Below are 26,241 nucleotides of genomic sequence, written 5' to 3' on the forward strand. Positions count from 1 at the left end.
CCCCTCTTACTTTCTAAAAAAATCTAAATTACCAATTTTTCCCAACAATATTGAATTCTTATTTTAATTTTTCCTAAAAAAATTATAATGTTTTCATAAATAACTTATTTATTCTTAGTAAAATAATTATAACAGATAAAAATGCCATAAGCAAATTGGATTTGTAAAAAAACTTATTTTCTTTTGAATTTTATTCTGTCTAATATTTTCTTGACTTTATCGCTATGAAATGCTCCAATTGTATATGAGATATGTGAGATTGTACAAAAAATATATACTGTTGTCTGTCCCGCCTCAAATTCATTATTATTAAAAATTTTATATATAAAGTAAAGTAAAATTATAATCATCACACCACTTATAAATAATTTATTTATTTTTTGAAAAAAATCTTTACTCAAATATCCAAAATAATACACAAATGCAAGCGCTATTATCAAGGGAATCATCAATATTTCAATTGTATTTCCATAAGAAATCATAAAAGCCATTAAAAATAGAAAAAAAGCTGCTGATATAATTTTTTGAAGAAAAATATAAATTATCGTAAATAAAATTAATCCTAAAAAACTTTTTGCTTTTGACATAAATTTATTTTCATTTTTTTCCATCCTTTTTTCTCTTTCTTTTATTTATTTTTTCTTTTAAATTTTATTCTATCTAATATTTTTTTGACTTTATCGCTATGAAATGCTCCCATTATATACGAAATATGAAATATAGTACAAAATATATACTTTTTCTCATCTATTAAAGCATCAATTATTGAATTTTGATCTCCAGCAACAGTTTTGTACAAAAAATAAATCAATATTACAATCATTACGGTATTTAATCCTATTTTATTCATTTTTCCTAGAAAATCTTTACATAAATATCCTAAATAACACATAAATCCAGATAATATTACCAAACAAACACAATAAAATAGATAAGTTAAAATAACTTGAATTTCTTTTATTTTTAAAATTCCCAAAGCATCTGCTATTCCTCCAAAAATCAGCATGAAAGAAAACCAGAATAAAAATCCTAATAGCGGATATATCACATTCTGAACTAAAAAATAAATTATCGTAAATAAAATTAATCCTAAAAAATTATTCGGTTTTCTCACAAGTTTATTTGTATTTTTTTTCATTTATTTTTCCTCCTTCTTTTATTTTTTTCTTTTAGATTTCATTCTGTCCAAAACTTTCTTGACTTTATCACTAAAAAATACTCCAACTGTGTAAAAAATATGTGATGCTGTACAGAAAATATGTATTTCCCGTGCTGTCGGCGCAAACATTGCTGTACTTTCATCTGTTTCTGTAAAAACTTTATACAAAAAATAGATTAAAATCGCTGTCATTACACAGCCTAATATCGTTTTATCCATTTTTTTCAAAAATTTACTGCACAAATATCCTAAGTAAAACACAAGCATAAGAACCATTATTAAAGCAATTCCCGAAATTACAACAGCAATAGTGGTCATAGCCACTTGCGGAAGATGTAAAAATTCCAGAGCATTAATAATAATTCCTGCTAACGGCATCGCAAAAACCAGCCAGAACAAAAGTGCCAATGCCGGATATATTGTTTTCTGAAAGAAAAAGTAAATTACTGTAAATAAAACTAATACTAAAAAACCTTTCGCTTTTGACATAAATTTATTTTCATTTATTTTCATCCTTTTTTCTCCTTCTTTTATTTATTTTTTCTTTTAAATTTTATTCTATCTAATATTTTTTTGACTTTATCACTAAAAAATACTCCGATTGTATAAAAAATATGTGATGCTGTACAGAAAATATAAATTTCACGCTGTGTTGGTGCAAACATTGTTGTATCTTCATTAGGTTCTGTAAAAATTTTATACAGAAAATAAATTAAAATCGCTATCATTACACTAACTAACAAAGTTTTATTCATTTTTTTCAAAAATTCACTACATAAGAAATATCCTAAATAAAATATAAATCCAAGTACTGTTATTAAAGCAATTACAGAAAAACTTATATTAAAAAAAATCGTAAGCCATTCTGGAAGATTTAAAAGTGTCAAACTATTAAAAAGTATTGCACTAAACGAAATTCCAAAAATTAACCAAAACAAAAATGCCAATGCTGGATATATTGTTTTCTGAAAGAAAAAGTAAATCACTGTAAATAAAACTAATGCTAAAAAGCTTTTTGCTTTTGACATAAATTTATTTTCATTTTTTTCCATCCTTTTTTCTCCTTCTAATCTTTATTACTTTTTAAAAAACTCTCATAAATCTCAAGTTTATCATCAAGATTTTGTAAATATTTTTGCCACTTTTCAATTTCTACGTTTACATATTTTTTATGATTTGTCAAAATTTTTATTCTTTCTTTTATCGTTCCATTCCCTTCATATCGTAAATCTGAATATTTCTTAATTTCGCTCAATTTCATTCCCATATCTTTTAATCTTTTTAACATTTTTATCCATTCAATGTCAGTTTCATCGTATATTCTTCTATTTTTCTCATCTCTTTTGACACGAAATAGCTCCTTTTTTTCATAAAACCTTATTGTATATGGAGTTAAGCCTGTTTTTTCTGAAAATTCCTTTATTTGCATTATTTTTTGTTCATTCTTTTTCATTTTATTTTCTCCTTTCAAAAAACTCTTGACTTATACTATACTCTAACTGCTATCCTTTATTTATCAAATTTATGGAGGTAATAACTATGAAAACCAAATATACTGTTATAACAGGAGCAAGTTCGGGAATAGGTAGAGCTATGGCTCTAAAATTTGCAGAAAGAAATAAAAATCTTATTCTGATTGCACGCAGAGAGAATTTACTAAAAGACTTAAAAAGCGAAATTTTGAAGAAAAATCCTAATTTGGACGTTCTTGTAATAGATTTTGACTTAACTGATGTCGGTAAAATCCCTGAACTATATTCAAAATTAAAAAATTATCACATTGAAACTTTAATAAACAATGCAGGTTTTGGAATGTATGGAGATGTAAAAGAGCAGTCTTTAAATAAAATTTCAGATATGCTTCATCTCAATGTAGAGGCATTAACTTTGCTATCTTCTTTATACGTCCAAGATTACCACAACGAAAAAGGCTCCCAATTAATCAATATCTCCTCAGCAGGAGGCTACACAATCGTTCCAAACGCAATTGTCTACTGTGCCACAAAATTTTATGTAAACGCCTTCACAGAAGGACTTGCACTAGAATTAAAGCAAAACAACGCACAATTAAAAGCAAAAGTCCTAGCACCCGCCGCAACCAAAACTAACTTTGGAAATATCGCAACTGGTAAAACTAATTTTGATTATGATAAATCTTATCCAAACTATCATACATCCGAAGAAATGGCAAATTTTCTCATTCAACTTTACGAAAGCGACAAAACTGTAGGTTACATCAGCCGTGAAACTTTTGAATTTAACTTATCTGATGGATTTTTTCAAAATGCATTTAGTTCTAAAAATAATGTGAAATTTTAAATATTAGTTTTTATTATTGATTTTCCTAAAAAAATATTATAAAATATATGCAAAATTTATTATTTAGGAGTGATTTTATGAAAAAAATTATATTTGCGTTGTTTTTACTGACTTTTAGTTTAAGTTTTTCTAATTCTGATATTGACATAATATCTAAAGAACTTTGGAGATGTACTCATTCCATCGATAAAACCTTTAAAGGACTTACTTATGTAAAATTTTTAAATGAAGATGGTAAACCTTCTATTTCAATTAGTATATTAGACAATCGTGCAGCACTAAAAACAGGAAAAGTTACCCTTGAACTTTCACAATTAGATTATGAAGTAAAAGAAGACGAAAATTCCATTTATTTTACAAATTTGAATGAAAAAACAAATGTTTTTTCTAATTATAAATTATCTTATTCATTTGATAAAAAGAATAGACCTAAAATGGATTTATATCGTATTTCAGATAACAAAAAACTTTGCAGTCTTATAACAAATTAAATTATCAAAATACAAAAAATAATCAATAATTTTTAAGCAACGAAATCATTAAGAAATCGTTGCTTATACTAAGTCCCATTTGAAAAATAGAAAATATATTTTATTTATTTTTTTATGACAAGGGGTTAAAACCTCTTGTTAAATATTTAAAATATAATTTCTATTTTTTTAATAAAGTTTAATATTAACTACAGTAGTTCCACTTTAATTTTGAAGTAAAAGACTTTAAAAGATTGAAATAACAATATAGCTATAATTTATTATTAAATCTCTAAATTAGCTTTTCATATTCCATCAAATATTTCGTCTATGAATTTCCAATTATCCTTTGACAACTCTTTTTCATATTTTGTATTATTAAAATATAATTCTTCATCTTTATCTCTAACAAATCCAAAATTATATCCATATTTTTCTGAAAAATGTTTTAGAGCTGAAAATTTATTTTCTACATATTCATCTATATTTTTATCTTGTCCTTTACTTTCTCCTCCTTTTGTCTCAATTAACCAAATTTTATCATTATTTAGCTGGACTATATAATCTGGATAAAAACTTCTTTGTTTTCCCATATTTGTTGTATATACTATAGATAAATATTGCTGTCCTGAGTCTCCATTTTTATATACATTTTTTATTTTTGGATTATTTTCACAATACCTTTCAAATAATCTTTCAGATTTTGATCTAAAATCTTCTGTTATCATAGAAGTATCATAATTTTCATATACATTACTATCATAAATTCTTATATTTTTCTCGAAAGGTATAAATTTATAATGTTCTTCTTCTGGTATAAAAAACTCTACTGTTTTAATATTTAGAATTTGAAATTGATGTGATATTTTAACATCAAATTCTAGAAAATCATTTTTTAAAATATCCGCATTATTTATTATAAATGCATAAAATTCTCTCAAATTTAAATTTAATAAGTTATACTGAGAATTTTTGAAATCTTTATAAAATAATAGTTGTAGTAATTGCAAAGTTTTTCCATAACTTATTCCTAACACCTTTTTTAATCTATCAATCTTTGGTCGCAGTTCTATACCATGAGCATATGTATTTACTTCAATTTGTATCTCATTTTGTCCCTTTTTTATTTTAGCAATTTCATTAAATATTCTAAATCTTCCACTCAAATATTCTCTTTTTAATACAGTTCCTATCTCAAATCCGTAATTACTTAATTTTTTTCTATTTTCTATTTTTGAAGTAGTTAGTTTATATTTTTCTTTTAAATATTCAAAAATTTTATTTCTTACTAATTTTTCATCTACATAATTTCCATCTAAATTTTTAATTTCTTTTTTTAATCTTATACTTTTGGGTTCTTTTTTCAAAAATAATCTTTTTGTTTCAAATCCTTCTTTTGCAGCTATTACACTACGCTTGTATTCTTCATCAAAAGTATACAAATATGAACAATCCAATATTTCTTTTCCATAATGTTTAGCTTTTGGCATTCTTCTCAATCTTCCCAAAGTCTGTATTTCAAAAGTTTCATTCATATTTTCTCTTAATTTAATTAAAACTTTCGCTCTTGGACAGTCCCATCCTGTTGATAATGCCTGTTTAAATAATAAAAATACTGGTTTTGCATTATTTTTTGTAATACTTTCCTCTACTGAATTTCCAATGTTTATTTTTCCCAATTTTTTTGATTTTCTTTTTTTATCTTCTTTGGTATCAGCACTAAACCAACTTGCAACTAAACCGTTATCGTATGAATACCCCATTTCCTCTAATTTTCTTTCAACTTTTTCTATTAATTCATCGTTCAAATTAGGAAACTGAATTAATACTAAAGGATTTATATCTTCATTTTCATTTTTATATTCCTGCAAGATATTTTTTCTTTTCTCATCTGCTTTTTCTAGTAAAATCATTGTTTCATGTTCAAAATTCTTCAATTCAATATTTTCTAAATCTTCATTTATATACATTGCTTTTGTTATTAATTCCTCATTTATAACATCTGTTTCCAAAATTTCATGAAATTCTCCTACAATTCGTTTATTCGGAGTTGCAGATACTCTTATTTCATATTCAGCAGAAATACTATCTAAAATATCTTTTACTTTTAAAGTATTATTTTGATGTTCTTCATCTATTATAACAATAAATTTTAAATTTTGATTATGTGCTTCTTTTATTCTTTCAAATAAATTTTTCCTTTCGCTTTCTCTAATAGCTTTATTATCTTTTTTTGTTATCGTTTCCCAATTTATAAAATAACTTGTTCCTTGCTCAAATCCATTATTCAAAATATCAAAAATATCTCCTGTTTTTAAATTTGGTGCAAATTTTTCCATTTTTTCTTTTGACTGTTCTTCTAATTCACCTTTTCCAGGACAAAACCAGCAAATAATGTCATCACCTTTATAATTTAAATATCTCTCAACATAACCAATTAATATTATAGTCTTTCCACTTCCCGTAGGGCTTTGTAATAATATCCTTCTTTTTGATTTAATGTCTGTTGTTTTGTCAAATAAAAAATCAACAGCTTTTTCTTGAAAATCTTTTAATTTTAATCCTATCATTATATTTCTCCTGCCTCTCTTAGTTCATTTATAAAATAATATTCTGGAATATTAACCAGCTTTATATTTTTTTCATCCAATTTTCTCTGTTCTATCCTTGATAAGAATATTCCAGGAGGCAAGAATAAAATTCCATTTTTTTCTATTCTATTTATGTCTTCTTCCATTTTTTCTTCTGATTCTGCAATAATATATTTTTGATTATCTATTTCTATATGATTTTCCAGCTCAATCAATTCTTTTATATTTTTTTCAACTTTTTTTCTAATACTTAAATCATCTTCATCTTTACTTCTTTTAGGTATATAATCGGTTTTTAAATATTTTAAATTATGGGGAAGCTCTTTTTGAATATTTTTCAATCTTTTATAAGTAACTTCTTCACAAATATTATTTTCATTATTTGTACATAAAATATATTTCCTATTTCCGCCATCTTCTTTATTTAACTGTGCTACTGCATGTCCTGTTGTTCCTGAACCTGCGAAGAAATCAAGAATGATTGAAGATTTATTTTCTATTAAACTTATTAATAATTTTATATATGATAAATTTTTAGGATAATCAAATTTTTCGTGACCTAAAATATTAGCTAACATTTGTTTAGCAGAAGTTGTCTTTAAATCAATTTTAAATTTAACTTTTTCATTATTTACAATAGCCATATATTCTTTGTTCACTAACAAACTCTTCATTCTGACGGTATTATTCATATTTTTTTCATAGATCTTACCATTTTTAAATTCTAATTTTTTATCATAAAATAACTCTTTAATTTTATTCAAAGTATATGTATTTTCAACAAACTTTTCATCATTAAATGAATAATAACGTTCATATCCTTCTTTTTTTAAAGAAATATCTTCATTTGCTAAGTTTTTTTCTTTTTTGAATATAGCCTCTTTACTTATAGGATTATAATAAATTGTATAATGTTTATCTGAATAAAAATTTGTTATAATTTCGTTAAATTTATTTTCTCCTACTAACACTCGTTTACCACTATTATGAACATAATTTCCATTTTCATCTAATTTCAAATCTTTCACATCTTTAGGAATATTTTTAACGAAACTAGCCCTGTCTTTATTTCTTGCATAAATATGACAATACTCGTTTGTTCCCGAAATAAATGATGAATTTTTTCTTCCTTTAGGATTATTCTCCACAGAAAGAGTTGCAATAAAATTTTGCTCTCCGAATACTTCATCGCATAACACTTTTAATTGAGCTTGTTCATTATCATCAATTGAAATAAAAATAACACCTTTATTTTTTAACAATTTTTTGGCAAACTTCAATCTATTATTCATAAACGAAAGCCATTTTGAATGTCTATATCCATCGTTTTTATCAACATAATTATCGTCATAAATAAAATCTTTATTTCCTGTATTATAAGGAGGATCTATATAAATAACATCTATTTTCCCTCTATGTGTTTTCTCTAATATTTTTAAAGAATGAAGGTTGTCTCCTTCTATTAAATAATTAAAGGAATCTACCTCCCCCCCCCGATTTTTTCAGGGTTTGTGAGCTTTTTATCCTCGATTTCTCTTAAAATTGGAATGTTTCTTTCCAATATTTCATCTATTTTTTCTTTATGTTCTTCCCAAATTAATCCGTACTTTTTTTCTTGCAAAGTTCTTTCAATTTCAATTAATTTTCTCAAATCTTCTTTATCTTCCATTTTTTTCTTTAATTCCTTTAAAAAAGAAAACATGTTATCTCTTTTCTTTTTTGATAAATTAATACTCATTTTTTCCTCCTATTTTATTCACTGTTAAAAAATTATACAATTATTAATTTTAAAAATCAATTATTTTTTAAACCCCTCACATACTCATTCCCATAAAACGCAATTCCCAGTTGCCCCACCATCACAATCCAAATCAGTGGCTCGCAAATCATTACACCAAAATAACCCAATTTTGGCACAATAAAAATTACGAAGATTATTTTCCCGAAAAATTCTATTACGCTGGAAACAAGAGGGATTAATTTCTCTCCAAGAGCCTGTAAAGCGTATCGCAAGTTAAAGAGAATTCCTAGTATTGTGAAAAATGGAGAGGCGATTTTTAGGTAGGTTGAGCCGTTGTGGAGAACGATTTCAGATTCGGAGCCTGACATCAGGTGAATCATGTTTTTGGAAAATAAATATACAAAAATTGTGATTCCGATTGCAAAAATTATATCCATCATATTAGCGTAAAATACGCCTTTTCGGATTCTATCTACTTTATTTGCACCTTTATTTTGGGAAACGAAAGTTGCAAGTGCGAGTGCTATTGTAGTTAGCGGAATGTTGCAAAATCCCATAAGTTTTCTTGCCGAAGTATGTCCAGCGATAATCAAATATCCAAACCCATTTATCGCATACTGTAAAATAAGCGTTCCCATAAGTACAATCACAATCATAAATCCCATAGAAAGTCCCTGTCCAAGTAGTTCCTTGTACAATTTTTTATCAAATCTGAAATGTTTTTTTCTAGGTATTAAAATTGGCTCTTTTACGTAAATGTAGATAATACTTAAGATAACTGAAATTGCCTGTGCAATAACTGTTGCAACCGCAGCTCCTCCAATTCCCATTTTAAGGGAAGTTATGAAATAAATATCAAGGAAAATATTTAAAATTGAAGCAATTACCAAAAATACGAGCGACATAAAGCTGTTTCCAATTGCACGTAAAAGTCCTGACGATAAATTGTAGGAAAAAGTTACACCAATAAACATTGTTATTATATTTATGTACTCAAATGCTTCATTTATAATATTTTCAGGTGTATGTAATATTTTTAGCAATGGCATAAGAATAAACCGTGATAAAATCATTACTCCCACAGTAATCCAAATTCCAATAACAATCGAGCCAGCCACAGACTTTTTCAAAAGATTCTTATTATTCGCCCCATAATTTCTAGCCGTAACCATACTAAGCCCATTTCCAATTCCTAACGCAAATCCAAAAATCAGTTCAAAAATAGCAGCCGAAGCCCCAATGGCCGCAAGCGAGTTATCTCCCAAAGTATGCCCCACAATAGCAATATCCGCCATATTGTAAAGCTGCTGAAAAATATTCGACACAAGTATCGGTATCGAAAAAATCAGAAGCGACTTCAAAATATTATCATTTATCAAATCAACCGAAAAATTAAATTTTTTCATTTTTTGTCCTTTCTTTTTGTTTTTCAAATCGTAAGTTTTTTATTCTTATTTTAAAAATAGTTTTTTGTAAAAAATATAATTTTTCTATTTTTCCAAAAATTCTTTCATATCCGAAAAAATTGGTATTTCCAGTTCAACTTCCTTTTTGCTTGCAGGATGTGTAAATTTTACCTTATAAGCATGCAAAAATTGTCTATTTATTCCAAGTTCTTTGTTTAAGCCATTTCCGTAAAGTTCGTCTCCTACGATTGTGTGTCCGATGGATTTTAGGTGAACTCGAATTTGATGAGTCCGCCCAGTAAACAGTTCACATTCTACTAATGTCACATTTTTTTCAGGGTAAGTTTTCAAGACTTTTACAGCCGTTTTTGCGTATTGCCCCCGCCCATCAATTATCCTTTCCAAATTATCTCCATCCCGAAAAATCCGTCTTTCAATAACTATTTTATTTATTCCATTTTTTTCCAAAATTTCATTATTAAAATCATTTTTATTTTTCAAATTTAAATTATCTTTTGCATTTTTGCTGTTAAAATCTATATTTTCATTTATTGTAAAATTTATATTTTCAAAATTACTTTTATTTTTCAGATTTAAATTATTATTTTCTTTTTTACTGTTAAAATCTGTATTTTCTTCAATTTTATTATCTTTATTTTCAAAAGTTAAATTGTTTTCTATTTTTTCCATTTCATCGTATTTTTTCATTTCTCCAAAATTAACTTTTTCAATTTCAGGTTTCAAATTTTCCTTTTCCAAATCCTGAATCTTATGTTTTTCCCCATCTTTTGCAAGTTCTTCATTGATTCTAGCAATTTCCTTATTATCAATAATTCCATTCACAATCGCCAGATATTTTTTGTCAAAAATCGAAAAATTTTGTAAAAATGCCTGTGCAAAACTGTTTTTGGCAATAATAATCAGCCCAGATGTATTCATATCGAGCCTGTTGTAAAATCGTGGCACTCGAACTTCACCATATTTTTCCAAAAAATGATTTACAATTCCGTTTGCAAGTGTAAAATCAGCTTTTTTCTGTGTCGGATGTGTCAGCAAAAATGGCTCTTTATTCACAACCAAAATATCTTCATCTTCAAAAATAATATCAAGTGGCAGTTTAATCGGCTTAATGTCCGTCCCCTTTTTCTTCTCAACAACTCTCAAATTTCCGTGTGACGGCAATTTCTTAGTTAATCTTACCTGCTTTCCATTCAAAAAAACTTCCACATTTCTCAAACTTCTCCCCGAATAATTCTGCACTTCCCGCAAATACTGCGAGATTTTCATCCTCTGATGTTCCTTTTCAATTCTAAATTTTTTCATTATCTATACACATCCTTTTTACAAATTTATTTTTTTAATAAACTTTAAAATATTTAATTCTTACTCTAATCATCTCAATAAACCATTTTTTAAACTTATATTTTAAATTTGTTGTATTTTATTATACAATCTATCATTTTAGTAAACCGACGGAGCTTTTATTTGTTCGACTACGACTGTTTGACGACTGGAAGGAGGAGTTTCGGAGTTGAGCAAATAAAAGTCGGAGTCTAGCCATAGGTACAGGATTTTCGGCAATGAGCAATCCTGTAAAAAGAAAAAATATATTAATTATAGAAAAAATATTTATTAATAAAAATAAGTTGTTAAATAAATCTATTATTAAATATTTTTATTATTATTTTTCAAAATAATTATCAGTTTCCCATTTTCAAATTCCACACTTGCCTCATCTCCGCAGATTACATTGCTCACAAGTCTGGAACTTTCCCTTTTCACATCAATTTTATCTGTTTCAAATTTAAAGCCCTTCAAGGTTAATTTTTCAACTTTTTCACTAATTGGAATGATTGAAAATTCATATTCTTTTTTATTTTTTAGGACAAAAGATTTTTCTACATAAAAAATTTCTTCATTTTCCTGCAAAAAAACGAGATTTTTATACTTTTCCATTATGAATAAGTTGCTCAAAGTCATGTCAATTCGTTTCCCAATCCCACCAACAACAAATATTTTCTCAACAAAATTCTTATTTTCCGAAATTTTATTAATTTCTTTCAAAATCAGTTCAAAATCTGTAAAATCCTTGTCTTTCGGGAATTTTTTTATCAAAATATTCTTACTTTTATAATATTTCAAAACTTTTTTCTCAATCGAATCCAAATCCCCAACAATCACTTCTGGCATTTTTCCATATTTAAAGGCAAAATTCGCTCCTCCATCCGCACAAAAGCAAACTACATTTTCTGAGATAAGTTTATCCATAAATTCCTGCGAATATTTATATTCCCCATTCAAAAAAATCACATATTTTTTCTCCATTTTTCTCCCTTCAAATCAAGAAATATACTCAAACCTATTTTAAATTAAACTGCTAAAATTTATAAATTTAAGGTTTGAGTAAAATAGTTATAGCTTTTGAGTTTGGTTTTAAATAAGTTTTACTATACAATATATTTATTATACTGTTTTATCTGATTATTTACAAGTTCAATAATTTATAATTATAAACCGTGTCTTACGGAGCATGTCTGCTAAAATTCAAATTATATTCAAAAAAATATAAATCGGGTATAATAAAGTTAATAAAAAAAGTTATTATAGAAAGGTATTATTTAAGTTATAATATTTTTTAAAAATATGCTATAATTAATTTAAACTATAGTTAGAAGAAGGAGAAAATAATGAAAAAACTAGTTATTATGGTTATGTTGTTATTAAATATTTTTGTATTTGGAGAAAAGTTCCATAGTGATGGCAATTCAAATTTAGAAAAGTTGAAAGGTACTTGGGATAGTAGATTCTGGGAAATTGTTAAAAAGAAAAATGAATGGTATGTAGAAGATCTAGATCCAGCGATGGATATAGATGTTCCATTATTACAAATTAAGCCTTACAAAAATGGTGCTTTGGTTATCGACTATACAAATCTTGGTTCTGATTATGTAGGAGGTCTTGTGTATTTTGGATGGGACACAAAATATAAAACTTTAGTAATTTTAGATAAAAACTTAAACATTGAAAGTAAAGAAGAGAGATATGTCGCATGTTTACATAATGGAACTTGTAATTAGCACAGTATTTAATATTATTTCTGTTTAAATAGCAGATTCATTATAAATTTTAAATTAAAAGTTTTTAGCAAGGGGGTAAGCCCCCTTGTTATTAAAAAGATTTTATTAAATATCATCAAAGTGGTTTAATCATATCATAAAAATTTTCCAAAATCAGTAAAATTTCTTCTCCGTAATCCCTGATTTTACGCTTCCCCATTCCCTTTAACTGGGAAAGTTCTTCCATATTTTTAGGATTGGTTTTTGCAATATTCGCCAAAAGCTGGTTTGAAGCAATAATATAGGGTGGATAGCCCAAAAGTTGTGCTTCTCCTGCCCGCCATTCCTTTAATATCTTGTACAGTTCCATTTCATCTTCCGTCAAATATTCCATATAATTTGGGTTAGCATCTTTAAATTCTTTTACAACTTGTGTAAAATTATCTTTTTCAGAATTTTTATTAAATTTATCTGCTTTTTCACATTCAACAAAAGCCGTCCAGTAATATTTCTCCTCAATTTTCACCAATTCAGCCTGATATTTCACAATTTGAACATCTTTTAACACTTTTTCCAGCTTTTCCTGCTCAAATTCCTGCATTTTCTCATCAAATGGCAATGTTACTATTTTTAACACCTCAATTTCCCCCCTACTTATTTAAACTTTATAAGTTTTATTTGTTCAAATATTTTACAAATTCTTTTTCGCTGCTCCCAATTTCTTTAGTATTTTTATTCACTTCAGCCTTCAAGTAATTATCAATTTCATCTCTAGTAAATTCGGCTATAATTTTATTATTTGAAATATCTTCATATTTCACAAATGATAAATTTTCAATTAAAGCAAATAACACAGCCGAATTTTTAAGAAACTCATTTTTTTCAGGAATTTTTCCAGAATTTATATTTAATTTAACAAGTACTCCATAAGGCTCTTTTTCCGACAAAATTTGTACAGAATTATAACTTGTTTCCTTGGGATATTTTAAATTTGATAAAATATTCATTACTTTAGAATTGTCACCCACATATTTTGTTTTATATTCATAAGTATTTTTATTAGAATTTTGTGATTTACCACATGCTGTAAAAATAACACATAATATTAATAAAGCTATTATTTCAAACTTTTTATTTTTCATAGCAATCACCTCTAAATTCGATACTTCTATTGTCTTAAAACCGCACCATAATCCTTCTCAACTTTAGCTACAATTTTATTGGAAATATCTACAATTTCTTTTTCTTCCAGTGTTTTGCTCTTATCTCTTAGAACTACGCTGATTGCCACACTCTTCATTCCTGGCAGTACTCCGACACCTTGATAAATATCGAACAGTTCCACTTTTTCTATTTTCTTGTCAACTTTCTGGATTGTTTTTAAGACATCTCCAACTAGGATTTCTTCCTTCATAACGAATGCAAAATCTCTTGGCACAGCTGGATATTTTACAATTCCTTGATAATTTGCCTTTTTACCGATATATTTCTGAACCAAGTCAATGTTAAATTCTCCAACTAGAACTGATGTTTTCCCTAAGTCAAAGTTTTCCAGCACATCTGGATGAATTTCTCCAAAACTTCCAATTAATTCACGACCAACAAATACATCAACTGAACGTCCAGGATGCAACTGGCTTTGTTCTGAACGTTTTATCATATAGTTATTGAATTTAAGCTGTGTAAAAATTTCTTCTACAATTCCCTTCAAATCGTAAAAATCGTAAGGAACAGGTTTTGGATTCCACAATGTCTTGTCGTTTTCTCCAGCCAGAATTATTCCCAATTTAACTTCTTCTTTTGCCAATTCTTCGGCTTTTTCAAAAGTTCTGCTCACTTCAAAGAATCTGATATTTGCAACATTTCTGTTAATGTTGTCCTTTGCGTTTTTGATAAGGCTGTAAAGCAATGTCGGACGCAATGTTACAAAATCCTCTGTAATTGGTTTTAACACATCAATCAGTTTTTCCTGTGCAACTGTATATTTTATTTTTTCCATCGCATCTTTTGGAACAAAGCTGTAGTTGATAACTTCCTTAAGTCCTGCATTTGCTGCAATAAGTTTTACCTGCGTAGAAAGTTTTGTTGTGTCAATAACTGGCTGTTCACTAATATCCAGTTTTGGTAAAATGTTTTCGATATTGTCAAAACCATACATTCTGATAATTTCTTCAAAGTAGTCCTGCTCATTTTCCAAATCGTCACGGTAACTTGGTGCAGTTAATGTCAAAGTTTCTCCATTATTCACAACTTCGATTTCAAGTCTAGTCAAAATTCCAATAACAGTTTCACGAGGAATTACTTTCCCAACGAAACGGTTCAGTCTTTCAAAATTAAGTTCAGCAGATTTTTTCTCATAAGGAACAGGATAATTGTCAACAGCTCCAGTCAATATTTCTCCACCTGCTACTTCCTGAATCAAATTTGCAAGTCTATTTATCACATTAATCGCATTTTCCTCGTCCACTCTTCTTTCAAATCTATATGAAGAATCACTTGATAAAGTCAATCTTCTTGAAGTTTTTCTCACATTTTGCGAGTTAAAGTTTGCCACTTCTAAAAGGATATTTTTTGTATTTTCAGTAATTTGTGAATTTTCTCCGCCCATTACACCACCAAGTGCTACGGCTTTCACTCCATCCGAAATTACGATATCATCACTATTTAATTCTCTTTCCTGCTCATCAAGCGTAACCAGTTTTTCATTTTCAAGCCCTGCTCTCACAACAATCTTTCCACCTTCAATTTTATCAAGGTCAAAAGCATGATTAGGCTGATTAAGTTCCATCATCACAAAATTTGAAGCATCTACAATATTATTAATACTTCTAATTCCAATAGATTCTACTCTTTCCTTAAGCCATTTTGGACTTTCTTTAACCGTTACATTTTTAATAATTCTAGCCACATATCTTTTTGCCAAATTGCTGTCTGAAATTTCAACCGAAATATTGTCAGCTGTTTTTTCGCTACTTTCAGTATTTATCACAAAACTAGGATATTTTACTTCCTTCCCGTAATAAGCCCCCAGTTCTCTTGCAATCCCAATATGCGATAAACAGTCAGGACGGTTTGGCGTAATTTCCAGCTCAAACACAGTATCATTAATTCCCAAATATTCCTTCATTGGTATTCCAGCAGGTGTATCTTGAGGTAAAATCATAATCCCGTCAGAATCCTTACCAATATTCAGTTCTTCTTCTGAACAAAGCATTCCATTTGATTCCACACCTCTTATCTTCCCTTTTTTAATAACAAAGTCTTCAGTCAGTTTTGCTCCAACCTGTGCTAAAACAACCTTGTCCCCAGCCTTATGATTAGATGCACCACATACAACCTGCAAAATTTCCTTCCCATTATCTACTTTACAAATCGTCAAATGATCCGAATCAGGATGCATCTCCTTTTCAACAATATGTGCCGTTACAACATTTTCCAAGTTTTCCCCCAGCACTTCGATTTTTTCCACTTCCTGCCCAATCATAGTAAGGGCATTCTCCATTTCATTTATTTCTATTCCATCTAAATCTATATACTGCTTTAACCAGTTCAACGAAATCAGCATTTTTTTCTCCTTATTTTTCTTTTTTTTTATTTCAAATATATTATACAATCTATTTTATTAATAAATGGTAATCCAAGTTTTTTGATTAATAATTATTTTTTCTTTCTTTTTTATTTATCATAAGTTTTTCTAAGCAGGGAGATCAAACGCCATCTCCCTGCACCCACGCTTTACGCAAAACTTTCTTATAAAAGAAAAAGAAAACTCGATTTTTAATAAAGATTATTTCATTTCTTTAAGTAATTACAATTTAAATTACATTCAAAAATCTCAAACAGTTCTTTTTCTTTTAACGAAATTTTACTTGTTATATGTTGTTATTAAATAAATTTTTCTAATTAGATTAAAATGTCGTGATTTTTTGGAAATAAAATTGATTGTTTGAGCAATAGCGAGTTTCAATTTTGTTTTCAAAAAATTCTTAGACGAGCCAGGGATAGTGCGTAGCACTTTCGTCATTCTCTTTAATATGCTGTTATTTAAATATGTTAAAATAACTATTATTGCGAAATAAAGGGAAATGGCGATTGACTTTCCTTGTGTTTAAAAAAAGAAAAAACATAGAATTTATAAAAAGATATATATTAATCAATATTCATACTATAAAATTAAATAAAAATATTTTTTGCTATTTTTATAAATAATTCAGGTTTTTCTATATATTTCATATTTTTTGAAAAAACAATTTCTCCAGTTTTCTTCACAATTTGTATATTTTTATTATTCTTATTTTCTAAAACCGTAATTTTTCCAATTTCCTTCCAAAAATAATTTTCCAAAATCTTACCTTTTTGATTTTCCACTCTAATTCCATTTTTATCTAAAAAAATATATTCAGAAATTTTGACTTTTTCCAAATTTTTATCCATATTCAAACTAAAAATCTTATCTTTCGCAGAATCAATTTCTTCAATAATTCCAAACTTAAATTCAAAATCACCTTGATTTTTAACTTTTTTATCAAATTCATTTTTCAAAACAAATTCAACATAATTTTTTACAAACAATTTTGAAGCCATCCTGTTTAATTTCAAATTTATTGTAATTTTTTCTAAATGATTTTTTATTAAATTTTCTTTATTTTCCGTTTCAATAACGAGAAATTCAACATTATCAGAACCATTTTTTAAATTTAAATAGAAATAATTTTTCACATCTTCAAAAAATATTTGTTTCTTTTTCAAGGCATCTTCAAAGCCATTTTCATAAAAAATATATTTCCCAACCGAACTTTCTTCCATTTTCAGCCATAAAAACTGAATTGGTGCAAGTGATATAATGAATATTCCAATCCAGAATAAAAACTCAAAATAATTTTTTCCCCAGTTCACAAGCGACGAAATTACAAGGAAAAATCCCAAAACAATGCAAATTGCCATAATAAATGTGCTTTTTATAGTTAAAACTTGTGAAATTCCAGCTTTTCCAACTGTTTTGCCTAATATTTTTTCTTTCATTTTCAAAAATTATCTCTCTTTATCTTTTCTAAATTTTTCCATTCTTACAATTCCTTCATCATCTGCTTTGTTTATTCCATTTTTGCAACTATATCCCATTTTCTTATAAAACGGGACAGCTGTAATGGACGCAGGTACCTCGATTCTTTTGGCTCTTAAAAAATATTCATCTTTTTCCAATGTTTCAATAATTTTTTGTCCTATTCCCTTTCCCTGATGTTCAGGCGAGATAAAAATAGTAAATAAAGAACTTTCATCAACTTTATCCCAATATGGTGCAATTGCTCCACATCCAATAATATTGCCCTTTTCTTCGGCAACATAAAAATGTGTCCACGAGGCTCTTTTAAGAACATTTTCAGGCTGGAAATTATTTACATAATTTTCTATTGTATCAGCAGAATAATCTTTTATATTTGTTTTCCGCAATGTTTCTACAATTAATTCAGATACTTTTTTAGCGTCTTTTTCTTCAAATCTGCGTATTTTCATATTTTTCTCCTGAATTACACTAATTAGATCCTAAAATTGATTCAAAAATCTCTCATCATTTTCAAAAAATGCCCTCAAATCATCAATTCCATATTTAAGCATTGTAATTCTCTCAAGCCCTAGCCCAAATGCAAAACCTTGATATTTTTTCGGATCAATTCCAACACCTTCCAGAACTTTCGGATTTACCATTCCGCTTCCTAAAATTTCAAGCCACCCAGTCCCTTTACAAACTCTACATCCAGCTCCTTTACAAACTCCACATTCTACATCCATTTCAGCTGATGGCTCTGTAAATGGAAAAAAGTGCGGACGGAACCTTACTTTTCTGTCTTCTCCAAATATTTTTTTCACGATATTTTCCAAAATCGCTTTAAAATTAGCAAAAGAAACGTCTTCTCCAACCATAAGCCCTTCCATCTGATGAAACATTGGCGTATGTGACACATCGTAATCTGGACGGTAAACTTTCCCAATCGAAATCATTCTAAATGGTGGTTTTCTGTCTTCCATATATCTAATTTGCATACCAGAAGTCTGTGTTCTTAGCACAACATTTTCTTCTTCGATGTAAAATGTATCTGAAATTTCACGTGAAGGATGTGTTTTTGGAATGTTTAATGCGTCAAAATTGTATTTTACATATTCCACTTCTGGTCCGTCCACAATGTCAAATCCCATTGTGGAAACAATGTCCTTTATTTCCATAACTGTCTTTGTAAGCGGATGAAGCGAACCCACGTTAGCCTTTCTCCCTGGCAAAGTCACATCTATAGTTTCGTTTTTCAGTCTTTGCTGTTTTGCAATTTCCTTTAAGTCAGTATTTACTTCTTCAAATCTATTTTGCAGTACATTTTTTATTTCATTCGTAACTTTTCCAAATTCAGCCCGCTTTTCAGCCGCAATATCAGCCATTCCCTTCATAATAGCTGTAAATTCCCCTTTTTTCCCCAATATCTTAACTCTCAGGTCATTCAGCTCCTCAAGATTTTCCACCTCTTTAAGTTTTGCTAACACTTCTTCTTTCAAGTGTGCCAATTTGTCTAACATTTTTCCTCCTGTTTGCTTCACTTTTCTTTATTTTTACCATAAAAATTTATGTTTTTATTATATCATACTTTAAATATATTAAAAAGTTTAAATTTTCTATTTCTAATTCAAAAAAAGAATACCCACAATAAGGTATTCTCTTAAATATTTTGAATTATAACTTGTATTGCCAAAATAATTACAAAATTATTTCTTATATTTTTCAGCAAACTGCTGAAGTTCAGCTATTTCTCTTTTTGCTCTATCAGACAAAACTTTCACGTCGTTAATCATCTGTTTTGAACGTGCCATAATAAAATCCAGATATTCTGTATTTTTAGTTTTTAAGTACATTTCCTTGGCATAATACATATCCTTAAAATCATTTTTAGCCTGTTTTATTAATAGTTTTTGCCCAACCATAACAATTAATGCCGCTACTAAGGCTATTATTGTCCCATATCCTTTAGTAAGCGGATATAAAATCATTCCAATAACCATAAGTGCTGTAACTAAAATAGAACTATTTTTTATATACCCTTCTTTTGGTGGAACTTTCACATATTTTTCCACTTTTTCAATCATTTTTTTAAACATATTATTTCAAAATTCCTAACCAGAATCCTACTATTCCTATTATAAAGAACCCAAAAATTATCCAAATAGGATTTACTTTTTTCTTTAACAAGTGCATACATCCAAATGTAAGTAATAATGGTAATAACCCAGGTAATAAATCATTTAATATACTTTGAACTGTAATTACAACTTCTTCTCCTGCCTGATTAGTATATTTAGATAGCACTAATGGAACGTTTATTGAAGTCCATTTTGAAACTAATGATCCCATTACGAAAAGTCCCAATATAGAAGCTCCTTGAGTTAATTTTTGAAGAACTCCACCTTCCATATCTCCAACGATTTCTGTCCCTTTTTCATATCCATATTTTAGTCCATACCATCTTGTTAAAAATCTCGCTATATTTATTCCCAAGAAAAACATTATTGGTCCTGCTAAATTTCCATTATTCATTGCAAAAGAAGCTCCAAGAGCCGCTAATACTATACGTATTGTACCCCAAAAAATAGGATCTCCTACTCCAGCAAGTGGTCCCATAAGTCCTACTTTTATCCCACTTATAGTTGCGTCGTCAATATCTACACCATTTGCCTTAGTTTTTTTGTTTTAATTTAGTTAATTCTAAATCTATAAAAAATAAAAATTATTTTAAAGTATTGTAAAATGCGATATTTAAAACATCATAACAATATTTATACTATTTTTTAAAATATTTATTTTTAAATGATTTTAATAGAATTTTAGCAAATTGCATTAAATAAAAAAGACATAATTTTAATTTTACTCAATAATTATGTCTTCCTTATATTCCAACTACAGCCAGCGATGGCTCAAATTATTTTAATATTTTTTGTTCAAACTTTTTACCACCATAATAAATCATATATTTTTTATCCTGCAATGCTCCTGGATTTACAAATATTACTCCATTTTTTTCTACCATAAATTCTCTGTGTGTGTGTCCAAAAACACAAATTTCAGCTTTTTCTAGATGTACCTTCTTTTCCAGATCTTCAAGCGTAGTTTTTACATTAAATAGATGTCCGTGTGTTAATAATACCTTTTTCCCCATTAAATCAAATATTTTAGTTTCTCTAGATTCATAGTCATCCATATCAGTATTTCCTTTTACGATAGCAAAAAGTATATCTCTATAGACTAACGACATATCAATTGCGTCTGTACTATGATCTCCTGCAAAAATTACAATTTCTGGCTTCTCCAGATCCATTACTTGCTGAAAATAATCAAGCCTTCCGTGGCTGTCAGAACAAATCAATACCTTCATTAAATCTCCTCTCTCTATTCCTCTTTTATTTTCCATTTCAGAAAATATTTATTATGCTTAAATTTGTAAAATATCTATTTACAAAGCTTTTAAATAATCTTTCCCTATATAATTTTGTTTTTACTCCGTTGTAACTTCAAAAATTACATTTCAAATTTAATTTTAAAATTCAGATTATTATAACATATTTTTTAATTTAATACTAATTTTCTATGTCATATAAAAGAAACTAAAATTTAAAATAGAATAAGTATTATTTATTATAATCTAAAAAAATTTATAAATGTTATTATTTTTATTATAATTCTCTTTATTTTTACACATTTTTTAAATTTTAAAATAAAAATTTTTATATTATAATCTCCTATAATTTTTTATTTATTTATAATATCTTTCTCTAAAAAATAAAAATATCTAAATTTTTATAATAATCTTAAATCATTAGTTATATAATTCTAAAAATGAAACTATTATAAAGAAAAAAATTCTTAAAAAAAATTAAATGTATCCAAATTACTCATTACATTAATAAAATTAAATAGTACTGAGGTTTGAGCATAACTATTGTAAATCTTGGATTTAATTTTGAAACTTTAATATTCTATTTTAAGCAGATTTTTTTCAAATCTTAAAATAATCTTTGTAAAATATTCTAACTAAAAAATTTTTAATCCTATTTTCCAACACAAAAATTTCCAAACACATGATCTAAAATATCCTCAGACGATATTTCTCCAGTAATCTCTGAAAGTGAATCTAGAGCTTCTTTCAAATCCACAGAAATTAAGTCCATAGGAAGTCCCATATCTATTGTTTCAAAAACATTTCTTATTGCATCTTTTGTTTTCTCAAGTGCAGTTTTGTGACGAATATTTGTAATTATTAGTTTTTCTGATGAGTTTTCCACATCTTCTTCCACAATGTATGAATAGATTTTTTCTTGCATATCTTCAATTCCAATATTGTCCTTTGCTGAGATTTCAACAATATTTTCCAAGTTATATCCTTCAAGATTAATTTTTTTATTTAAATCAATCTTATTCAATAATACTATAACTTTCTTTTTATTTTCTTTTATCTGATTTATAACTTCTATATCCTCATTTTCCAGCTCCTTTGAAGCATCCAGTACAAGAAGCACCAGATCAGCCTTTTCAATAAACTGCTTAGACTTTTCTACACCAATATTTTCCACAATGTCATCAGTTTTTCTAATTCCTGCTGTATCAACCAGAACCAAGGGAATTCCTTTTATATTGATTATTTCCTCAATAACATCTCTCGTAGTCCCAGCAATATGCGTTACAATGGCACGCTCTTCATGAAGCAGAGCATTTAGCAATGTCGATTTCCCAACATTTGGTTTTCCCACAATAACTGTCTTTATTCCCTCTTTTATTTTTTTCCCTGTGTCATACGAGTCAATTAACCGATTTGCTTCTTCATATACTCTTTCGAGATTATCTCTAAGTTCTACCGGCAACGGATCGTCAATCCCTTCTTCAGGATAATCCAGCACCACATTCACATGTGCTGTAATATCTAGCAAAGCCTTTTTAAATTCATTAACTTTATCACGCAAGTCCCCTCTTAACTGATCAAGCGACAGTGATACGCTCTTTTCTGTTTTTCCCTGAATAATATCCATAACCGCCTCAGCCTGTGACAAGTCTATACGTCCATTCATAAATGCTCGCTTTGTAAATTCACCACTTTCAGCATGTCTTGCTCCATTTCTTAACACAAGTTCAAGCACTTTTTCCGAAACAAGTGTTCCACCGTGGCAATTTATTTCCACAATATCTTCACAAGTATAGCTTTTTGGAGCTTTTAGCCTTACAGCCATTACTTCATCTACTATTTTTTCTCCATCCTTGATAAATCCATAATTTAATTTATAAAAACCCAAATCAGCATTTGGGTTTTTTTTAATAAATATTTTGTCCAGTATTTCAAATGATTTATCGCCGGATATTCTTATTATGGCAATCCCGCCTTCACCTTTTGGAGTGGAAATCGCCGCAATTGTATCAAACAACATTTTATCCCTCTATTTTCTAAAATCATTTTTCAATTTTATTTTTTACCTATAATTTTAAACACAATAGTTTAATTTTTTTCATCAAGTTTTCTAATAACTAAATATCTTTTTGGCTCTTCCCCAAGACTCTCAGTTTTTAGCCCTTCCATAAATGAAATTTCTTCATGAATAATTTTACGTTCACGTGCAGCCATTGGGTTTAGTTTTACAGCATTTCCAGTTGCTAAAACTGCCTTACCTTTCTTTCTCGCCAAATCTCTTAATGATTTTTCACGTTTTTCTTTATAATTGTTAGAATCTATAGAAATTTTCAGATTTTTAAATTTTTTAGTTGTACTGATTAAATATTCTAAGTTATTTAAGGCACTTCCTTTTTCACCAATTAAAAATCTCATATCTTTTCCATCAAGAATAACTAGATATTTACCATTATTTTCTTTTTTTACATTTATAATCTTTATATCTAATTTTGCATTTACTATAAATTCCTTGAAAAATCCTCTGATTTTATCTATATTTGTATCATCCTGACTATTTTGAATAACTTTTTCTTCATTTTCAGGGCTTTCATTTCTATAGTTTTTTCTAATGTTATTTTTTTTAGAATCATAATTATTTGGATTTCTTACATCTTTTTTTTCTTTTTTGAAAATTTTCTCTTCATTTTGTATTCTTGGTTTTTCTGTTTTTACATCACTCGATTTCAAATCCGATTTTTTAACAATTTCGATTTCATATTCACCTTTTATATTGATAAACAATATTTTTTTAGGATGTTTCAAAACTTTTACCTGATAAGTTTCATCTTCTTTTAAAGTCAATGAACGGCTTACCATATTTTTAAGTTCTTCCTCATTTTGCGCCTTTAATATTATCTTTTCCATCATCACTTCTTCCTTTCAAAATGAAATACTGCTGAACTAATGACAAAGCTCCCGAAACTAAGTAATACAAGGTTACCCCTGACGGCATATTATAAAATATGAACAGCATCATAAGAGGCATCATATAAAGCATTGTCTGCATCTGCTGATTGCTTTCCTGTCCACTAGTTGCGCTCGTCATTATTTTCTGCTGAATATACGTCACTCCTACGTTTAAGATTGGTAATAAATTAAATGCAAATTTTCCTATCATAAATAATCTGTCAGGTTGTTTTAATATAAACCATAAGAATTTTGCGTCTGCTGGAATTGCATTTCCGCTAAAAGCCCAATATAATGCTACAAATATTGGCATTTGAATTAATAGTGGCAGACATCCTCCTAGGGGATTTACTCCACTTTCTCTATATAGTTCTGCTGTTTTTTGCTGGTATTCCTTTGGATCATCTTTGTATTTTTCTTTTATTTTTTCAAGTTCAGGCTGTAGCTCCCTCATTTTTTTCATTGACTTTTCCTGTTTTAATGTTAATGGAAATACAATTATTCTCATTAAAATTGTAACAATTATTATTGCTATACCGTAATTTCCCACAACACCATATATCGCATTTAAAACATGTACGACAAAATCAACAAGTGCCTGTATTTTAAACATATATTATTTCCTCCACTTTTTTATTTTAACGGATCATAGCCACCCTTGTGAAAAGGATGACATTTTAATAATCTTCTTATTGTCAGATAACTACCTTTTAATGCTCCATATTTTGTAATTGCCTGTCGTGAATATTCTGAGCAAGTTGGATAAAATCTGCATCTTCTTCCAAAATATGGTGAAATGCCCTTTTGATAAAATTTTAACAAATATAGCAATATTTTTTTCATCATTTTACCACCTTGATAATATCCTTTTCGATATCCCCATACTTTAAATTTTTTAAATTATCTTTCAAAATAGATTTGCCTACAAATACATAATCAGTATTTTTTCTAAATTTATCCTTATGTATTTTTACAAATTCTTTAAAAATTCTTTTGATTCTATTTCGTTGAACTGCATTTCCAGTTTTTTTGCTGGCTACAAAGCCAAATCGCTGGTCGTTATTCTTATTTTCATTTATAAAAATAATAGCATACTTTGTATGCATCTTTTTTGATCTGTTATATATTAATGAAAAATCTTTTGTTTTCTTAATTTTATTAATAGACATATTTCTCTTCTTTGATTTAAAATAAGTGAGAGCTTATAAATTTACGTCTAAAAAAATTTAGAGCGTTTTTCTTTTAAAAAGCTCTCTAGTTTAGATATTAATGCTTTTAAAAACCCAGTGTTGAATTTAACACCGGGTTATGCTGATAATTTAGCTCTTCCTTTAGCTCTTCTTCTTTTTAAAACATTTCTTCCGCTTTTATTTTGCATTCTTTTTCTAAATCCATGATCTTTTTTTCTTTTTCTTTTATTTGGTTGATATGTTCTTTTAGTCATCCTTTTTCCTTTCTATTATATTTTAAAAAAATTATTGTCTTTTATAGACATTATATACAATATTCAAAAAAAAGTCAAGTTTAATGCTTCGTTTCATAAAGTATGATAAAACTCTCTTAATATCTAACTGTAAAGCTAACAAAAAAAGATACTTGTAAATTTTATACTAAAGTTTAGCTTATTAAAAGATTTTTAGAGTTTTTGTTAATTATTTTTATCCACACCTCTATAATATTTAATATTATATATATTATTAAATATATTATTATTATGCACTGTGGAAATGTGGAAACATATATAAATAGACCGGTTGCAAGAGAATATCCTGTGGAAAAAAATTTGATTTTTGTGGAGAAATATTATCAACAAAGTTTCGCACATGATTGTCAACAGCTTATGTGGGAAAATGAAAACTATGTGTATAATATGTGGGAATGCAATAGAAATCACTATATATAATTATTGTGGAAAAAATTGTACAAAAGTTATAAAGCATTGTAAATACTGAAAAAATTAATATTTTTTCTTGTGGAAAAGCATGTGGAAAACTTTTGTGGAAAATCTTGATTATTTATTTTATATATGTTATAGTTAAGGCAAATAGAAAGGCTGGAATTATTGTGAAATTTAAAATTTTTATTTATAGGAATACTGTTAAAAAAGGAGAGAAAAAATAA

General features: G+C 27.7%; 30 protein-coding genes. 4 read left to right on the forward strand and 26 right to left on the reverse strand.

The window, feature by feature from the left end; translation table 11 throughout:
* Positions 1–173: 173 nt before the first annotated feature.
* The 5 genes from AB8B23_RS11830 to AB8B23_RS11850 are packed head-to-tail and all read right to left on the reverse strand — an operon-like array spanning position 174 to position 2,612.
* A complete protein-coding gene (locus AB8B23_RS11830; RefSeq protein WP_369712894.1) occupies positions 174–611 on the reverse strand; it encodes a MerT protein in 438 nt (145 codons plus the stop codon).
* Positions 612–628: 17 nt separating this feature from the next.
* On the reverse strand, positions 629–1,138 hold the full coding sequence (locus AB8B23_RS11835) for a sodium:proton symporter (protein ID WP_369712895.1): 510 nt from the start codon (positions 1,136–1,138) through the stop codon (positions 629–631).
* A gap of 18 nt (positions 1,139–1,156) precedes the next feature.
* Positions 1,157–1,672, reverse strand: coding sequence for a MerT protein (locus AB8B23_RS11840; protein WP_369712896.1), 516 nt, complete (start codon positions 1,670–1,672; stop codon positions 1,157–1,159).
* 17 nt (positions 1,673–1,689) lie between these two features.
* Positions 1,690–2,211 (reverse strand): MerT protein, encoded by a 522-nt coding sequence (locus tag AB8B23_RS11845; protein WP_304180423.1) that lies wholly within the window; start codon positions 2,209–2,211, stop codon positions 1,690–1,692.
* A 14-nt stretch (positions 2,212–2,225) separates the two neighbouring features.
* Positions 2,226–2,612, reverse strand: coding sequence for a MerR family transcriptional regulator (locus AB8B23_RS11850; protein ID WP_369712897.1), 387 nt, complete (start codon positions 2,610–2,612; stop codon positions 2,226–2,228).
* An 86-nt stretch (positions 2,613–2,698) separates the two neighbouring features.
* Here AB8B23_RS11850 and AB8B23_RS11855 point away from each other — a divergent pair, with 86 nt between their 5' ends.
* Positions 2,699–3,478 carry an SDR family NAD(P)-dependent oxidoreductase gene (locus AB8B23_RS11855; RefSeq protein ID WP_369712898.1) on the forward strand — a complete coding sequence of 260 codons (780 nt, stop codon included), beginning with the start codon at positions 2,699–2,701 and terminating at the stop codon, positions 3,476–3,478.
* 77 nt (positions 3,479–3,555) lie between these two features.
* Positions 3,556–3,969 carry a hypothetical protein gene (locus AB8B23_RS11860; RefSeq protein ID WP_146963261.1) on the forward strand — a complete coding sequence of 138 codons (414 nt, stop codon included), beginning with the start codon at positions 3,556–3,558 and terminating at the stop codon, positions 3,967–3,969.
* Between the two features lie 284 nt (positions 3,970–4,253).
* On the opposite strand, the gene AB8B23_RS11865 is transcribed toward AB8B23_RS11860, so the two are convergent.
* From AB8B23_RS11865 to AB8B23_RS11890, 6 genes are all read right to left on the reverse strand, one after another.
* On the reverse strand, positions 4,254–6,518 hold the full coding sequence (locus AB8B23_RS11865; protein WP_369712899.1) for a DEAD/DEAH box helicase family protein: 2,265 nt from the start codon (positions 6,516–6,518) through the stop codon (positions 4,254–4,256).
* Entirely contained in the window at positions 6,518–8,002 is a 1,485-nt protein-coding gene (locus AB8B23_RS11870) for a site-specific DNA-methyltransferase (RefSeq protein WP_369713942.1), read from the reverse strand. The genes AB8B23_RS11865 and AB8B23_RS11870 overlap by 1 nt, the downstream gene beginning before the upstream one ends.
* Positions 8,003–8,019: 17 nt before the next feature.
* Positions 8,020–8,277 (reverse strand): hypothetical protein, encoded by a 258-nt coding sequence (locus AB8B23_RS11875; protein ID WP_369712900.1) that lies wholly within the window; start codon positions 8,275–8,277, stop codon positions 8,020–8,022.
* Positions 8,278–8,333: 56 nt separating this feature from the next.
* Complete coding sequence (locus tag AB8B23_RS11880) at positions 8,334–9,686, reverse strand: MATE family efflux transporter (protein WP_369712901.1); 1,353 nt, start codon at positions 9,684–9,686, stop codon at positions 8,334–8,336.
* Between the two features lie 84 nt (positions 9,687–9,770).
* Positions 9,771–11,009 carry an RluA family pseudouridine synthase gene (locus AB8B23_RS11885; protein ID WP_369712902.1) on the reverse strand — a complete coding sequence of 413 codons (1,239 nt, stop codon included), beginning with the start codon at positions 11,007–11,009 and terminating at the stop codon, positions 9,771–9,773.
* 342 nt (positions 11,010–11,351) lie between these two features.
* A complete protein-coding gene (locus AB8B23_RS11890; protein WP_369712903.1) occupies positions 11,352–12,011 on the reverse strand; it encodes a thiamine diphosphokinase in 660 nt (219 codons plus the stop codon).
* Positions 12,012–12,373: 362 nt separating this feature from the next.
* On the opposite strand from AB8B23_RS11890, the gene AB8B23_RS11895 reads away from it, so the two are divergent.
* Positions 12,374–12,763: a hypothetical protein gene (locus AB8B23_RS11895; RefSeq protein WP_021743419.1), complete on the forward strand. Its 390-nt coding sequence runs from the start codon at positions 12,374–12,376 to the stop codon at positions 12,761–12,763.
* A 115-nt stretch (positions 12,764–12,878) separates the two neighbouring features.
* On the opposite strand, the gene AB8B23_RS11900 is transcribed toward AB8B23_RS11895, so the two are convergent.
* The 15 genes from AB8B23_RS11900 to rpmH all read right to left on the reverse strand — a co-directional run bounded on the left by AB8B23_RS11900 (position 12,879) and on the right by rpmH (position 25,564).
* Positions 12,879–13,379, reverse strand: coding sequence for an HRDC domain-containing protein (locus AB8B23_RS11900; RefSeq protein WP_369712904.1), 501 nt, complete (start codon positions 13,377–13,379; stop codon positions 12,879–12,881).
* Between the two features lie 37 nt (positions 13,380–13,416).
* The gene (locus AB8B23_RS11905) at positions 13,417–13,884 is read right to left on the reverse strand and encodes a DUF4825 domain-containing protein (RefSeq protein ID WP_369712905.1); all 468 of its coding nucleotides are present in this window, start codon (positions 13,882–13,884) and stop codon (positions 13,417–13,419) included.
* Positions 13,885–13,910: 26 nt separating this feature from the next.
* Positions 13,911–16,307, reverse strand: a complete 2,397-nt coding sequence (pheT, locus tag AB8B23_RS11910) for a phenylalanine--tRNA ligase subunit beta (protein ID WP_369712906.1) — start codon at positions 16,305–16,307, stop codon at positions 13,911–13,913.
* Positions 16,308–16,915: 608 nt separating this feature from the next.
* Positions 16,916–17,764 (reverse strand): hypothetical protein, encoded by an 849-nt coding sequence (locus AB8B23_RS11915; protein ID WP_369712907.1) that lies wholly within the window; start codon positions 17,762–17,764, stop codon positions 16,916–16,918.
* Positions 17,765–17,773: 9 nt separating this feature from the next.
* Positions 17,774–18,256, reverse strand: coding sequence for a GNAT family N-acetyltransferase (locus tag AB8B23_RS11920; protein ID WP_369712908.1), 483 nt, complete (start codon positions 18,254–18,256; stop codon positions 17,774–17,776).
* Positions 18,257–18,286: 30 nt separating this feature from the next.
* Positions 18,287–19,306 (reverse strand): phenylalanine--tRNA ligase subunit alpha, encoded by a 1,020-nt coding sequence (gene pheS, locus AB8B23_RS11925; RefSeq protein WP_071124211.1) that lies wholly within the window; start codon positions 19,304–19,306, stop codon positions 18,287–18,289.
* A gap of 186 nt (positions 19,307–19,492) precedes the next feature.
* Positions 19,493–19,882, reverse strand: a complete 390-nt coding sequence (locus AB8B23_RS11930; protein WP_021743407.1) for a hypothetical protein — start codon at positions 19,880–19,882, stop codon at positions 19,493–19,495.
* A 1-nt stretch (position 19,883) separates the two neighbouring features.
* Positions 19,884–20,402 carry a PTS system mannose/fructose/sorbose family transporter subunit IID gene (locus tag AB8B23_RS11935; protein WP_369712909.1) on the reverse strand — a complete coding sequence of 173 codons (519 nt, stop codon included), beginning with the start codon at positions 20,400–20,402 and terminating at the stop codon, positions 19,884–19,886.
* Positions 20,403–20,700: 298 nt separating this feature from the next.
* A complete protein-coding gene (locus AB8B23_RS11940) occupies positions 20,701–21,153 on the reverse strand; it encodes a YfcE family phosphodiesterase (RefSeq protein ID WP_369712910.1) in 453 nt (150 codons plus the stop codon).
* A 673-nt stretch (positions 21,154–21,826) separates the two neighbouring features.
* Positions 21,827–23,194, reverse strand: coding sequence for a tRNA uridine-5-carboxymethylaminomethyl(34) synthesis GTPase MnmE (mnmE, locus tag AB8B23_RS11945; protein WP_369712911.1), 1,368 nt, complete (start codon positions 23,192–23,194; stop codon positions 21,827–21,829).
* A 68-nt stretch (positions 23,195–23,262) separates the two neighbouring features.
* Positions 23,263–24,081 (reverse strand): protein jag, encoded by an 819-nt coding sequence (locus AB8B23_RS11950; protein ID WP_369712913.1) that lies wholly within the window; start codon positions 24,079–24,081, stop codon positions 23,263–23,265.
* Positions 24,047–24,733: a YidC/Oxa1 family membrane protein insertase gene (locus AB8B23_RS11955; RefSeq protein ID WP_369712914.1), complete on the reverse strand. Its 687-nt coding sequence runs from the start codon at positions 24,731–24,733 to the stop codon at positions 24,047–24,049. Before AB8B23_RS11955 ends, AB8B23_RS11950 begins: the two co-directional genes overlap by 35 nt.
* Before the next feature lie 20 nt (positions 24,734–24,753).
* A complete protein-coding gene (gene yidD, locus AB8B23_RS11960; RefSeq protein ID WP_369713943.1) occupies positions 24,754–24,963 on the reverse strand; it encodes a membrane protein insertion efficiency factor YidD in 210 nt (69 codons plus the stop codon).
* A complete protein-coding gene (gene rnpA, locus AB8B23_RS11965; protein WP_147006417.1) occupies positions 24,963–25,289 on the reverse strand; it encodes a ribonuclease P protein component in 327 nt (108 codons plus the stop codon). The genes yidD and rnpA overlap by 1 nt, the downstream gene beginning before the upstream one ends.
* Before the next feature lie 137 nt (positions 25,290–25,426).
* Positions 25,427–25,564: a 50S ribosomal protein L34 gene (gene rpmH / locus AB8B23_RS11970; protein WP_006805377.1), complete on the reverse strand. Its 138-nt coding sequence runs from the start codon at positions 25,562–25,564 to the stop codon at positions 25,427–25,429.
* A 285-nt stretch (positions 25,565–25,849) separates the two neighbouring features.
* Between rpmH and AB8B23_RS11975 the strand changes: the two genes are divergently transcribed.
* Positions 25,850–26,023 (forward strand): hypothetical protein, encoded by a 174-nt coding sequence (locus AB8B23_RS11975; protein ID WP_369712915.1) that lies wholly within the window; start codon positions 25,850–25,852, stop codon positions 26,021–26,023.
* The last annotated feature ends 218 nt before the right edge of the window (positions 26,024–26,241 follow it).

It is taken from the genome of Leptotrichia sp. HSP-342, from assembly GCF_041199995.1.
GTDB lineage: Bacteria > Fusobacteriota > Fusobacteriia > Fusobacteriales > Leptotrichiaceae > Leptotrichia > Leptotrichia mesophila.